The following is a 12,464-nucleotide window of genomic DNA, read 5'->3' as shown; positions in this document are numbered from 1 at the left end:
AGCTTTGAGGTTGCAGATAAAGCTGACGTGGTTTGAAGAGATTTTCGAAGAGTATGAGAAAAAATAATATGTACTGGACTATATTTTGTGATATAATAAAGGATAAGATACTATTTTAGGAGAAGAACTATGGAAGACCCAAGTAGTCAGAATTTGTTGCTACAATTTGTTTTGTTGTTTATCTTGACGGTGTTAAATGCCTTTTTCTCAGCCACCGAAATGGCCATGGTTTCACTTAACCGTGCGCGGGTTGAACAAAAGGCAGAAGAAGGAGATAGACGCTATATCCGTCTGCTGAAGGTACTAGAAAATCCTAACCACTTTTTATCAACCATTCAAGTAGGGATTACCCTGATTACGATCTTATCAGGGGCGAGTTTAGCTGATACTCTAGGGCGTGTGATTGCCTCTTGGCTTGGAAATGGCGAAACATCTTATGCCGTGGCAACTTTTCTATCCTTGGCATTTTTGACCTATATTTCCATCGTTTTTGGGGAATTATATCCTAAGAGAATCGCTCTTAATCTAAAGGATGCCTTGGCGATTCGTACAGCGCCAGTTATCATTGGACTTGGGAAACTAGTTAGTCCCTTTGTTTGGCTCTTGTCTGCATCTACCAATCTCTTGAGTCGCTTGACCCCTATGACCTTTGACGATGCTGATGAAAAAATGACCCGTGATGAAATTGAGTACATGCTGACCAATAGTGAAGAAACACTAGATGCTGACGAAATTGAGATGTTACAAGGGATTTTTTCACTGGACGAATTAATGGCCAGAGAAGTTATGGTTCCTCGAACAGATGCCTTTATGGTCGATATTCAGGATGATAGTCAAACCATTATTCAAAGTATTTTAAAACAAAATTATTCTCGTATCCCTGTCTATGATGGGGATAAGGACAATGTGATTGGGATTATTCACACCAAGAGTCTCCTTAAGGCAGGCTTTGTGGACGGTTTTGACAATATTGTTTGGAAGAAAATCTTACAAGATCCACTTTTTGTTCCTGAAACTATTTTTGTGGATGACTTGTTAAAGGAATTGCGCAATACCCAAAGACAAATGGCAATCTTGCTGGATGAATACGGTGGGATGGCTGGTTTGGTGACACTTGAAGACCTCTTAGAGGAAATCGTTGGGGAAATCGATGACGAAACAGATAAGGCTGAAATCGAAGTTCATCAAATTGGAGAAGATACTTATATCGTTCAAGGTACTATGAATCTCAATGATTTTAATGACTACTTTGATGTTGAACTGGCAAGTGATGACGTTGATACCATCGCTGGTTACTATTTGACAGGAGTTGGGACCATTCCAACGACTGAGAAACTCAGTTATGAATTAGTCAGCCAAAACAAACAGCTTATCCTAACCAATGATAAGGTGAAAAATGGACGTGTTACCAAGGTAAAAGTCCAAATTACCGAAGTCGAAATAGAAGAAGAAACAGAGTAAACTAGAGGCTTTTGTCACCAGGCGTGACGAAGCTTTTTTCAGTTGATTTCAAGAGGGAATTGTGTCCTCGAAAAACTCAGCCCCAAACTTGCCTCAAAAGTTTTTTAAAGTTATACGTATTTATTCGAGGAAAAAGAAAAAAGCCCTTTATATTGGGCTTTCTGTTTAAATGAAACCTGAAAAATCAAGTTATAGAAGGCGGTAGACGGATTTGAACCGACGATCAAGCTTTTGCAGAGCCGTGCCTTACCACTTGGCTATACCGCCTTAACGTTTATTATTATACCTTGAAAATGATTTTCAGTCAATAGCTTTTTCAGATTTTTTGTGTTAATAAGCCTAAATATTCTGAAAATTCGTTTACTTTTATTGAAATATCTTAAAATATATGGTATAATCAATAATAACCTATACTTTATAAGAGGAGTAAATAAATGAAAAAAAGTCAAGTGCTTGCTGTAGCGGGGGCTACCTTATTAGCGTCAGGAGTTCTAGCTGCGTGTTCAAACACTAGTTCAAATAATGCTAAACTAGCAAAAGATTACCAATATGTTTATCAAACAGATCCAGAAACCTTGGATTATATCGTCAGCAATATCGATTCAACATCTTTCGTCACAACAAATGCTGTAGATGGTTTGTTGGCTAATGATAAATATGGTAACCTGGTTCCTTCTATTGCTGAATCATGGACAGTTTCAAAAGATGGTTTGACTTATACCTATAAAATCCGTAAGGATGCTAAATGGGTAACTGCAGAGGGGGAAGAGTACGCTCCTGTCACTGCTAAAGACTTTGTTACTGGTTTGAAACACGCCGTAGATGGAAAATCAAAAGGACTTTCAATCGTTAGCTCTTCTATTAAGGGATTAGAAGCCTATATCAAGGGTGAAACAAGCGATTTTTCAACCGTTGGAGTAAAAGCGATTGATGATCAAACACTAGAATATACCTTGAACCAGCCAGAAACTTTCTGGAATGACAAGACAACTAGTGGTGTTTTGATGCCAGTTAATGAAGAATTCTTAACTTCAAAAGGGGAAGGTTTTGGTGCCCCAACAGATGCCAACTCTATTCTTTATAACGGTCCATTTGTCTTGAAGGCTGTAACTCCTAAATCATCTATCGAGATGGCTAAAAATGACGCTTACTGGGATAAAGAAAATGTAAAAATTGAGAACGTTAAGTTCACTTTCTGGGATGGTAAGGATCAAGATGTAATTGCCAAAGGTTTTTCTGATGGTCAATATAGCAAAGCTCGTATCTTCCCTACAAGTTCTACATATGAAAAATATGCAGCTGACTTCAAAGATAACATTTACTTTAACGAACCAGGTGCTGGTGTTGCAACTGTCAGCTTGAACTATGGCCGTACAACCTATAACCACACTGCCAAAACAAGTGATGCCCAAAAGACATCTACTCAGAAAGCGTTGTTAAACAAGGAATTCCGTCAAGCCTTGAACTTTGCAGTCGATCGCAATTCTTATTCAGCTCAAACAAATGGTACTGATGGAGCTGCAGTAGCCATCCGTAATACGTTTGCACCTTATAATCTTCAAGTTGGTAAGAAAACATTTGGTGAATTGGTACAAGATAGCTTGACTAAGACAAATTCTTCTACTTGGTCAAACGTGTCTCTAGCAGATTCTCAAAATGGCCTTTACAATGAAGAAAAGGCTAAAGAAGTCTTTGCTAAAGCAAAATCAAGCCTACAAGCTGAAGGTGTTGAATTCCCAATCCACTTGGATGCCCTGGTTATCCAAGAATCAACAGCGGTTGTAAACCGTGTTCAATCATTGAAACAATCAATTGAAAAAGTATTGGGTTCAGATAATGTTGTTGTAGACTTACAACAAATGACTCAAGCGGAAGCTTTACCAATTTCATTTAGCGCTCCAACAGCTAAAGAGCAAGACTGGGATATCCATACCTTGCTAGGATGGAACCCTGACTATCAAGATCCTTCTACTTTCTTGGATCAATTCGTCCTTAAGGGAGGAAGCACTCGCCTTTACCTTGGTATTGACCAAAACACAGATGCATCAGTAGTAAGCAAACTTGGTTTAGCTGACTATGGAAAATTACTTGATGACGCAAACAGCGAAAACCAAGATGTTCAAAAACGTTATGAAAAATACGCGGTAGCACAAGCTTGGTTGACTGACAATGCTTTGACAATTCCAGTAATGGCTTCTCCTAAAGAAACAGCCGTTTCATATGTTTCAAAAGTTCTACCATTTAGCTCTTCATATTCTGTAGCCGGCCTTAAAGGTGAAAATTCAGGATACTTGAAGTACACTGAAGTTGGTGAAAAAGCAATCACCAAAGAAGAGTATGAAAAAGCTCGTGAAAAATGGTTGAAAGAAAAGACTGAGTCAAACGAGAAAGCTCAAAAAGAATTGGCAAGTCATGTGAAGTAAATAATTTTCAATAGAACTTTCTCTCCATGAGGAGAAGGTTCTTTTGGGATTTTTAAAGGAAATGATATGAAAAAATATATTTTTATGCGTGTTTTGCGGTCATTGGTTTCTATCTTCTTAGTAACAACCTTGACTTACACGATTATCTATACAATGGTTCCTCGAAAATTGATTTTCAAACAGGATACCAACTATAACAAGATTGCGACAACTGCTGATAAACGTGATAACTATGAGAATACCGTTTATGAGCGTATGGGCTATATCGAATACTACGATACCAAAGAGTTGCAAGAAAAAGCTAGCCAGATGGATGCTTCTGTAACAGTTGAAGCCAATGATACCAACAAGGCCATCTATGAAAAATACATCAAACAAATCGGTCATGGTTGGACCCTGGGAGAATTTACTGAAAGTGGCCAATTCTACGCTACGCGTGAAATCCCGATTTTTGAACGTGTTTTCAAATTCTATGCTAACTTGATTGACATTGATCATACAAATAAAATTCAAGACCCTGAGAATCCAGATTTGAAACGCTACCTTCGTTTTGAAAATGATCCAGCGATTGGATGGTCATTGGTCGGTTCAGGAACGAAACATAAATATCTCTTGTACTTCAACGGTCAGTTCCCATTTGTGCATCAAAACTTTGTGAACATCAATTTAGGTGACTCTTATCCAACCTATGCTAATAGCCCTGTTTTACAGGTTATTACTCAAGGACAAGGACAAACAAAAACATCTCAAGTTCAGTTCCCAACAGGTAAGAAAACTTCTTCTGTAAATATTTACTCAAGAACCTACAAATCGCCTAGTCAGGCTGACTCTCGTGAAGTAGCCAACTACGGAAAAGATGACCCTTATACAGCTACGGAAAGCAATTACCAATATCCTTCTATGATTGCTAGCTCTGCAGTCGTTGGATTGATTGGTTTGGTGATTTCTTATGCGATTGCCGTGCCACTTGGTTCAGCTATGGCTCGCTTCAAGAATACTTGGATTGATAGCTTCTCAACAGGGTTTTTGACCTTCTTGATGGCCCTTCCAACCATTGCCTTGGTTTACATTGTTCGTTTGATTGGATCATCAATTGGTCTTCCAGATTCATTCCCTATTTTGGGTGCTGGAGATTGGCGTTCGTATGTTTTACCAGCAGTGATTCTTGGTTTGTTGGGTGCTCCTGGTACAGCTATTTGGATTCGTCGTTACATGATTGACTTGCAATCACAGGACTTTGTTCGTTTTGCTCGTGCCAAAGGTTTGTCTGAAAAAGAAATTTCAAACAAACACATCTTTAAAAATGCCATGGTTCCGCTGGTTTCAGGAATTCCTGGTGCCGTTATCGGGGTTATTGGTGGTGCAACCCTTACTGAAACAGTCTTCGCCTTCCCAGGTATGGGTAAAATGTTGATTGACTCTGTAAAAGCATCTAATAACTCTATGGTCGTTGGTCTTGTCTTCATCTTTACATGTATTTCTATCTTCTCACTTCTTTTGGGAGATATTTGGATGACTATTATTGACCCACGTATTAAATTGACTGAGAAAGGAGGCAAATAATGTCTACAATCGATAAAGAAAAATTTCAGTTTGTAAAACGTGACGATTTTGCCTCTGAAGCTATTGATGCGCCAGCTTATTCATACTGGGGTTCAGTGTTTAGACAATTTATGAAGAAGAAATCAACTGTAGTCATGTTGGGAATCTTGGTAGCTATCATTTTGATGAGTTTCATCTACCCAATGTTTTCTAAGTTTGATTTCAATGATGTCAGCAAGGTAAACGACTTTAGTGCTCGTTATATCAAGCCAAATGCTGAGCATTGGTTCGGTACAGACAGTAACGGTAAATCTCTTTTTGACGGTGTCTGGTTCGGAGCTCGTAACTCTATCCTCATTTCTGTGATTGCGACAGTAATTAACTTGGTTATCGGTGTTTTTGTCGGTGGTATTTGGGGAATTTCAAAATCAGTTGACCGCGTGATGATGGAAGTTTATAACGTCATCTCAAACATCCCATCTCTTTTGATTGTCATTGTCTTGACTTACTCAATCGGAGCTGGATTCTGGAATCTGATTTTTGCCATGAGTGTGACGACTTGGATTGGTATTGCCTACTCGATTCGTATTCAGATCATGCGTTATCGTGACTTGGAGTATAACCTTGCTTCACGTACACTTGGAACACCAACCTTTAAGATTGTTGTAAAAAACATTATGCCACAATTGGTATCTGTTATCGTTACGACGACATCTCAAATGCTTCCAGCCTTTATCTCATACGAAGCTTTCCTTTCATTCTTTGGACTTGGATTGCCAATTACAGTTCCAAGCTTGGGTCGTTTGATTTCAGATTACTCTCAGAACGTAACGACAAATGCTTACCTCTTCTGGATTCCATTGACAACTCTTGTCTTGGTATCCTTGTCCCTTTTCGTAGTTGGTCAAAACTTAGCGGATGCTAGTGATCCACGTACACATAGATAGGAGTAGAAATGACAAAAGAAAAAAATGTAATTTTGACTGCTCGCGATATTGTCGTGGAATTTGACGTTCGTGACAAAGTATTGACAGCCATTCGCGGCGTTTCTCTTGAACTAGTTGAAGGTGAAGTATTGGCCTTGGTAGGTGAGTCAGGATCAGGAAAATCTGTTTTGACAAAGACCTTCACAGGTATGCTCGAAGAAAATGGTCGCATTGCCCAAGGAAGCATTGACTACCGTGGTCAAGATTTGACAGCCTTATCTTCTCACAAGGATTGGGAACAAATTCGTGGTGCTAAGATTGCGACTATCTTCCAGGACCCAATGACTAGTTTGGACCCAATTAAAACAATTGGTAGTCAGATTACAGAAGTTATTGTAAAACACCAAGGAAAAACAGCCAAAGAAGCGAAAGAATTGGCCATTGATTACATGAATAAGGTTGGGATTCCAGATGCAGATAGACGTTTTGATGAATACCCATTCCAATATTCTGGAGGAATGCGTCAACGTATCGTTATTGCGATTGCCCTTGCCTGCCGACCTGATGTCTTGATTTGTGATGAGCCAACGACTGCCTTGGACGTGACCATCCAAGCTCAGATTATTGATTTGCTGAAATCCTTGCAAAACGAGTACCATTTCACAACAATCTTTATCACCCACGACCTTGGTGTGGTGGCAAGTATTGCAGATAAGGTAGCGGTTATGTATGCAGGAGAAATCGTTGAGTATGGAACTGTTGAGGAAGTCTTCTATGACCCTCGCCATCCATATACATGGAGTCTCTTGTCTAGCTTGCCTCAGCTTGCTGATGATAAAGGGGATCTTTACTCAATCCCAGGAACACCTCCGTCACTTTATACTGACCTGAAAGGGGATGCCTTTGCCTTGCGTTCTGACTATGCAATGCAGATTGACTTCGAACAAAAAGCTCCTCAATTCTCAGTATCAGAGACACATTGGGCTAAAACTTGGCTACTTCATGAGGATGCTCCAAAAGTAGAAAAACCAGCTGTGATTGCAAATCTCCATGATAAGATCCGTGAAAAAATGGGATTTGCCCATCTAGCTGACTAGGAGGAAGGAAATGTCTGAAAAATTAGTAGAAATCAAAGATTTAGAAATTTCCTTCGGTGAAGGAAGTAAGAAGTTTGTCGCAGTTAAAAATGCTAACTTCTTTATCAACAAGGGAGAAACGTTCTCGCTTGTAGGTGAGTCAGGTAGTGGGAAAACAACTATTGGTCGTGCTATCATTGGTCTCAATGATACAAGTAATGGAGATATCATTTTTGAAGGTCAAAAGATTAATGGTAAGAAATCGCGTGAACAAGCTGCAGAATTGATTCGTCGTATCCAGATGATTTTCCAAGACCCTGCTGCAAGTTTGAATGAACGTGCGACTGTTGATTATATTATTTCTGAAGGTCTTTACAATCACCGTCTGTTCAAAGATGAAGAAGAACGTAAAGAGAAAGTTAAAAATATTATCCGTGAAGTAGGGCTTCTTGCTGAGCACTTGACTCGCTACCCTCATGAATTCTCAGGTGGTCAACGTCAACGTATCGGTATTGCCCGTGCCTTGGTCATGCAACCAGATTTTGTTATTGCGGATGAGCCAATTTCAGCCTTGGACGTTTCTGTGCGTGCCCAAGTCTTGAACTTGCTCAAAAAATTCCAAAAAGAACTTGGTTTGACCTATCTCTTTATCGCCCATGACTTGTCTGTCGTTCGCTTTATTTCAGATCGTATCGCAGTTATTTACAAGGGTGTTATTGTAGAGGTTGCTGAAACAGAAGAATTGTTTAACAATCCAATTCACCCATATACTCAAGCCTTGCTTTCAGCGGTACCAATCCCAGATCCAATCTTGGAACGTAAGAAGGTCTTAAAGGTTTACGACCCGAGTCAACACGACTATGAGACTGATAAGCCATCTATGGTTGAAATCCGTCCAGGTCATTATGTTTGGGCTAACCAAGCCGAATTGGCGCGTTACCAACAAGGGTTAAACTAATAATGGTTTTATAATTTCCATGTCAACTTTTATGGAAATTATAAACCTTTTTTTGTTGGACTGATTTGAAAAAACTTTGAAAGTGCCTTGAAAGAATTTTCGAAAAATTTTAAAATGATATAGTAAAATGAAATAAAAATAGGATAAATCAATCAGGACAGTCAAATCAATTTCTAGTAATGTTTTAGAAGTCAAAGTGTACTATTCTGTTTCAATCTACTATAGTCTAATACTCTTCGAAAATCTCTTCAAACCACGTCAGCTCTATCTACCACCTTAAAACAGTGTTTTGAGCAACCTGAGGCTAGCTTCCTAGTTTTCTTTTTGATTTTCATTGAGTATAATATCTACAATGTAAAAAACTCTAGCTATCAGTTCATTGATAGTTAGAGTTTTTTCTATTCATATGATTTAAGGAGATTAAATAAGGCTTCTACTTCTGATGACGGTGTAGCTGATTTAAGGTAAGCGTAATAAACTGTAAAAGTTATCTTGTCCTTCGGTATAAGAGGAATTTTTATTAAATCATCATCTTCATCAGAAAGTGCGATATCAGCCAGTAAACTAAGGCCAATCCCTTTCTTTAAAAGTTCTTTAAGGATGGCAATGTCATCAGTCTTAAAGAATATTTCTGCCTTGTTTTGATGCTTCTGATTAAGCGTTTCAAAAGCTTTCAGGTGAACAAAGTGTTCGTCTAAGAGTATAAAGGATTGATCTACTAATTCTTCAAAAGCGAGGGAAGGAACAGTGGCAAAAGGATGGTTCTTAGATAAAACGACATACAGTTCTTTATGAAATAGCTCGTGTGTCTCTATTGAAGGATAATTGAGAGGTTCAATCAAACCGAGTAGGCTTGCATTAAGGTCTCCCTTAAGGAGAAGGTTTAATAACTCTACGGAGCCACCGCGGATAGGGCGTATCTTTTTTAAAAAATCGAATTTATCTTTTTCGTTTAAGGCAGCAAAGAGATACTGAATGATAATAGGAGGGAATCCTACAGTAGAGTATTGTGCCAAGGAGCGATTAATTTCTTTGCGAGTAGAAATGACCTCAGGTAAAATCAGTTCTGTATGCTTTAGAAGGATTTGTCCTTGAGGAGTTAGCTTGAAGGAACGATGCGAGGGGTCATGGTGAATCAATTTGCAGTTAAAGGATTCCTCTAAGCGCTTGATAGCATAAGAAATAGATGGTTGGCTGACTTTATGTTGTTTTGCTACTTCCGTATAGGATTGAAGCTGGCAGAGGTCATAAAAATATTGTAGATCTTTTAAATTCATATGGGTTCACTTTCATTAGTTGGAGAAGGAAAATAAGTGGAAAACAGCAGATAAATAATTTTTATCCGTATCCTACAATTTGACTATACGAGTATTCACCAGTTAAAATGTAAGTGAGTCAGGGTTCTCAAAGATTATCTAAGATACTCTCAAAAATGACCAACATTTTTTCTCGTTTATCAATAGGGAGCTGTTTAATCTTCATGTTGATTCTTTTGAGTGAAAGATTGTCACTCTTATCAGAGGTTGATTCAAGGCTATCAAAATTGAAAAATTCCTCTGGGGTCATTTCTAGGGCGTCAATTACTTTTTCAAGACTGTGAATGGTCAGATTCACATTTTGGTTTTCAAGTTGATTGATATACTTAAGCCCGAGTCCTGCTTGTTCCGAAAGTTCTTCCTGGCTCATTTTATTCTGTGTTCGAAAATATTTCACTTTTTGGGAAATATATTGTTGTAAATAGTTTTTAGTTGTCATATAAATAGAATACAAGTTTTATATGACAAAAAAACACCTTAAAAAATACAAAGTATTACATAACATACCTATATGATATTTATTTTAATGAGGATTGTCAATTTGTATGATTGGTTTATTTTACTCGAAACTTTTAGTAAAGAGAGATCATCGAGAGTTTGATGAGTTCAGAAATTTATAACATATGCGTATACAATTGTATTATTTAAACAACAACGTTTTACGAACAATTCGTTTCATGTGGTATAATGTAAGTAAAAAGGAGGTTGCACTATGACTGCACATGATATTTTAAACAATCCTTTCCTCAATAAAGGTACTGCCTTTACCTTAGAGGAGCGAAAGGAACTAGGCCTTATTGGTTTACTGCCACCGTATGTTCAAACGATTGAAGAACAAGCGGCGCAAACTTATGCACAAATGCAAACAAAAGCCAATGATTTGGAAAAACGTCTTTTCCTAATGGAAATTTTTAATACCAACAGGACTCTTTTCTATTACCTCTTTTCTCAACATTTGGAAGAATTCAATCCAATTGTATATGATCCAACCATTGCAGATACGATTGAAGGCTATAGTGATCTTTTTGTAGATCCCCAATATGCGGGATATCTTGATATTAATCATCCTGAAAATATTGAAGCTACTTTGAAAAACGCTGCCGGGGGTCGCGAGATTCGTCTCATTGTTGTAACAGATGCAGAAGGAATCCTTGGAATTGGCGACTGGGGAACAAATGGTGTCGATATTTCTGTTGGGAAATTGATGGTCTATACGGGTGCTGCTGGAATCGATCCTTCGATGGTCCTTCCTTTAGTCATTGATGCAGGGACTAACCGTGAAGAACTTCGTAACAATCCTAATTACTTAGGAAATCGTCACGAACGGGTCCGCGGAGATCGTTACTACGACTTCATTGACCAATTTGTTCAAACAGCAGAACGTCTCTTTCCTAAACTCTACCTTCACTGGGAAGACTTCGGCCGCTTGAATGCTGCCAATATTCTTGAAAAATACCGGAAACAAATTCCGACCTTTAATGATGATATTCAAGGTACAGGAATCGTTACCTTGGGTGGTATCTTTGGTTCGCTGGATATTAGTGGTGAAAAATTAACAGATCAAGTTTATCTCTGCTATGGTGGTGGTACTGCGGGTGCAGGAATTGCCTCTCGTGTTCTTCGTGAAATGGTAAGTGAAGGTCTTTCTGAAGAAGAAGCCTATAAACGTTTCTTTATGGTTGATAAACAAGGTCTTCTCTTTGATGACATGGATGACTTGACACCAGAGCAAAAACCATTTGCTAAGAAACGTGCTGACTTTAGTAACGCAGATAAGTTGACTGACCTGCTTGAAGTAGTGAAGACTGTGAAGCCAACCATTCTTGTAGGAACTTCAACTCAGCCTAATACCTTCACTAAAGAAATAGTAGAAGCTATGTGTGAAAATACAGAGCGTCCGATGATCTTCCCTTTGTCAAATCCAACCAAACTAGCAGAAGCTAGTGCCAAAGATTTGATTGAATGGTCAGATGGCAAAGCTTTTGTCGCAACAGGAATTCCTGCTGATACGGTTTCTTATAAAGGTGTAGATTATGTGATTGGTCAAGCAAATAATGCCCTGATTTACCCAGGTCTTGGTCTAGGTATGCTGGCTTCTGAAGCAAGTCTTTTGACTGATGAAATGATTGGAGCAGCGGCGCATTCATTGAGTGGTATTGTCAATCCAGGCCAACCAGGAGCTCCTGTCTTGCCACCATTCAAGTATGTAGCAGATGTTTCTATTAAAGTAGCAGAAGCAGTCGCTAAAAAAGCACAAGAGCAAGGTCTTGCACGCGCTAAGGAAACAGATATGGCCAAAGCAGTTCGTGATTTGAAGTGGTATCCAGAGTATAAATAATTCATTTCTGCTACCTATCCTCGGGATACTTAGCTTATTTTGGATATGTTAGCAATCTACAGAGTTGATAACCGAAAAGTAAAGAGATTGTCGTATTGACTAATGGTTTTAAACAGTATAAAATAACTGTCGATTTTTTGTCCGACTGCCAAGAGTCAGTTTAATACTACACTAAAATCAAAATGCATTATATAATAGTGATATGAAATCAACCAAAGAAGAAATACAAGCCATCAAAACACTTTTAAAAAACTCTAGTACAACTGAATACCATAAAAGTCTTCAAATCGTTCTATTTTGTCTAATGGGCAAATCTTTGAAATTATCCTAAAAGAATTGAAAGAATTAGGAAAGAATTTTCGAAAAATTTTAAAAAATTCTGAAATATTCTTGACAGGTGATGAAAAAGGTGGTAAGATAGGAA

Annotated in this window: 9 protein-coding genes, 1 tRNA gene and 1 pseudogene; 8 read left to right on the top strand and 3 right to left on the bottom strand. The window is 38.3% G+C overall.

Annotation, left to right across the window (positions count from 1 at the left end):
• The first annotated feature begins 129 nt into the window (after nt 1-129).
• Nucleotides 130-1,461: a hemolysin family protein gene (locus QZ359_RS00120; RefSeq protein WP_293944598.1), complete on the top strand. Its 1,332-nt coding sequence runs from the start codon at nt 130-132 to the stop codon at nt 1,459-1,461.
• A gap of 196 nt (nt 1,462-1,657) precedes the next feature.
• Here QZ359_RS00120 and QZ359_RS00115 read toward each other — a convergent pair.
• Nucleotides 1,658-1,728, bottom strand: a tRNA-Cys gene (locus QZ359_RS00115).
• A gap of 167 nt (nt 1,729-1,895) precedes the next feature.
• Between QZ359_RS00115 and QZ359_RS00110 the strand changes: the two genes are divergently transcribed.
• The 5 genes from QZ359_RS00110 to QZ359_RS00090 all read left to right on the top strand — a co-directional run bounded on the left by QZ359_RS00110 (nt 1,896) and on the right by QZ359_RS00090 (nt 8,386).
• The gene (locus tag QZ359_RS00110; RefSeq protein WP_293944595.1) at nt 1,896-3,884 is read left to right on the top strand and encodes a peptide ABC transporter substrate-binding protein; all 1,989 of its coding nucleotides are present in this window, start codon (nt 1,896-1,898) and stop codon (nt 3,882-3,884) included.
• Between the two features lie 66 nt (nt 3,885-3,950).
• Nucleotides 3,951-5,447, top strand: coding sequence for an ABC transporter permease (locus tag QZ359_RS00105; RefSeq protein ID WP_261266517.1), 1,497 nt, complete (start codon nt 3,951-3,953; stop codon nt 5,445-5,447).
• Nucleotides 5,447-6,373, top strand: a complete 927-nt coding sequence (gene oppC / locus QZ359_RS00100; protein ID WP_004255894.1) for an oligopeptide ABC transporter permease OppC — start codon at nt 5,447-5,449, stop codon at nt 6,371-6,373. Before QZ359_RS00105 ends, oppC begins: the two co-directional genes overlap by 1 nt.
• A gap of 8 nt (nt 6,374-6,381) precedes the next feature.
• Nucleotides 6,382-7,449: an ABC transporter ATP-binding protein gene (locus QZ359_RS00095; RefSeq protein WP_000159550.1), complete on the top strand. Its 1,068-nt coding sequence runs from the start codon at nt 6,382-6,384 to the stop codon at nt 7,447-7,449.
• A 10-nt stretch (nt 7,450-7,459) separates the two neighbouring features.
• Nucleotides 7,460-8,386, top strand: coding sequence for an ATP-binding cassette domain-containing protein (locus QZ359_RS00090; protein ID WP_033688124.1), 927 nt, complete (start codon nt 7,460-7,462; stop codon nt 8,384-8,386).
• Between the two features lie 398 nt (nt 8,387-8,784).
• On the opposite strand, the gene QZ359_RS00085 is transcribed toward QZ359_RS00090, so the two are convergent.
• Entirely contained in the window at nt 8,785-9,663 is an 879-nt protein-coding gene (locus QZ359_RS00085; RefSeq protein WP_060806098.1) for a LysR family transcriptional regulator, read from the bottom strand.
• Nucleotides 9,664-9,790: 127 nt separating this feature from the next.
• Nucleotides 9,791-10,141, bottom strand: coding sequence for a helix-turn-helix transcriptional regulator (locus QZ359_RS00080; RefSeq protein WP_000208712.1), 351 nt, complete (start codon nt 10,139-10,141; stop codon nt 9,791-9,793).
• A gap of 273 nt (nt 10,142-10,414) precedes the next feature.
• Between QZ359_RS00080 and QZ359_RS00075 the strand changes: the two genes are divergently transcribed.
• Together QZ359_RS00075 and QZ359_RS00070 are read left to right on the top strand one after the other, a co-directional pair.
• The gene (locus QZ359_RS00075; protein WP_000123926.1) at nt 10,415-12,040 is read left to right on the top strand and encodes a malolactic enzyme; all 1,626 of its coding nucleotides are present in this window, start codon (nt 10,415-10,417) and stop codon (nt 12,038-12,040) included.
• Nucleotides 12,041-12,242: 202 nt separating this feature from the next.
• Nucleotides 12,243-12,367, top strand: a pseudogene (locus QZ359_RS00070) (IS630 family transposase); the annotation flags it as partial.
• Between the last annotated feature and the right edge of the window lie 97 nt (nt 12,368-12,464).

The sequence above is a fragment of the Streptococcus sp. genome (assembly GCF_019414905.1).
In the GTDB taxonomy this organism is placed as follows: Bacteria; Bacillota; Bacilli; order Lactobacillales; family Streptococcaceae; genus Streptococcus.
The sequence above is the reverse complement of the archived record's forward strand: the minus strand, read 5'-3'. Positions and strand labels throughout refer to the sequence as shown.

What these genes read in the sequence shown, in the direction of transcription:
- oppC (WP_004255894.1), top strand. Translation starts at nt 5,447, where the DNA reads ATGTCTACAATCGATAAAGAAAAATTTCAGTTTGTAAAACGTGACGAT.
- QZ359_RS00120 (WP_293944598.1), top strand. Translation starts at nt 130, where the DNA reads ATGGAAGACCCAAGTAGTCAGAATTTGTTGCTACAATTTGTTTTGTTG.
- QZ359_RS00080 (WP_000208712.1), bottom strand. Translation starts at nt 10,141, where the DNA reads ATGACAACTAAAAACTATTTACAACAATATATTTCCCAAAAAGTGAAA.
- QZ359_RS00090 (WP_033688124.1), top strand. Translation starts at nt 7,460, where the DNA reads ATGTCTGAAAAATTAGTAGAAATCAAAGATTTAGAAATTTCCTTCGGT.
- QZ359_RS00095 (WP_000159550.1), top strand. Translation starts at nt 6,382, where the DNA reads ATGACAAAAGAAAAAAATGTAATTTTGACTGCTCGCGATATTGTCGTG.
- QZ359_RS00085 (WP_060806098.1), bottom strand. Translation starts at nt 9,663, where the DNA reads ATGAATTTAAAAGATCTACAATATTTTTATGACCTCTGCCAGCTTCAA.
- QZ359_RS00075 (WP_000123926.1), top strand. Translation starts at nt 10,415, where the DNA reads ATGACTGCACATGATATTTTAAACAATCCTTTCCTCAATAAAGGTACT.
- QZ359_RS00110 (WP_293944595.1), top strand. Translation starts at nt 1,896, where the DNA reads ATGAAAAAAAGTCAAGTGCTTGCTGTAGCGGGGGCTACCTTATTAGCG.
- QZ359_RS00105 (WP_261266517.1), top strand. Translation starts at nt 3,951, where the DNA reads ATGAAAAAATATATTTTTATGCGTGTTTTGCGGTCATTGGTTTCTATC.